1 protein-coding gene is annotated in these 462 nt (G+C 47.8%); it reads left to right on the forward strand.

The genetic code is table 11. The annotated features are described in order from the left end of the window. Nucleotides 1-291, forward strand: a 291-nt coding sequence (locus HMPREF1556_RS08860; RefSeq protein WP_232299042.1) for a hypothetical protein, incomplete at its 5' end; no start/stop codon positions are given. Nucleotides 292-462: the final 171 nt, after the last annotated feature.

Genomic DNA, 462 nt, shown 5'->3' on the forward strand with positions numbered 1-462 from the left:
TTGTTTTTATCAAGTATGTCAATGATCGCTAGTGAAGGGTCTGCCGAAGCGTTCACCTTCCGTTGCCTTAATCAAGAGCGGTTAGCTCTTAAAGAAGTTCATCGCTCTCGAGGATTTCTTTTTGACCCAAGTCAGCTCGCTTGCTTTCCGTCGGGGTCGCCGTTTCTCGTTTGCGGTTGCAAAGATAGAGCAAAATATAAATACCAACCAAATCATACCGCGAAATATTTCATTCACACCCGTCCTGAGTTACCTTCACTTGCCCTTAAATTAGACACTTACAAAGGATGAAAAAAATTTCACCCCTAACGTACAAACCTCCCCTAATCCCCAAGGTGAAGCGACCGCCTTCCCCCGCTCATCGGGCTCCTTCGCCCTCGTCTTCCTGCACCCACCCTTTCTACCCAAAGAAACCTACCCCTTCCACAGACCCCAAAAACGACCTACCGTAGATCGCCGAAA

The organism is Porphyromonas sp. oral taxon 278 str. W7784, assembly GCF_000467855.2.
Classification (GTDB): domain Bacteria; phylum Bacteroidota; class Bacteroidia; order Bacteroidales; family Porphyromonadaceae; genus Porphyromonas.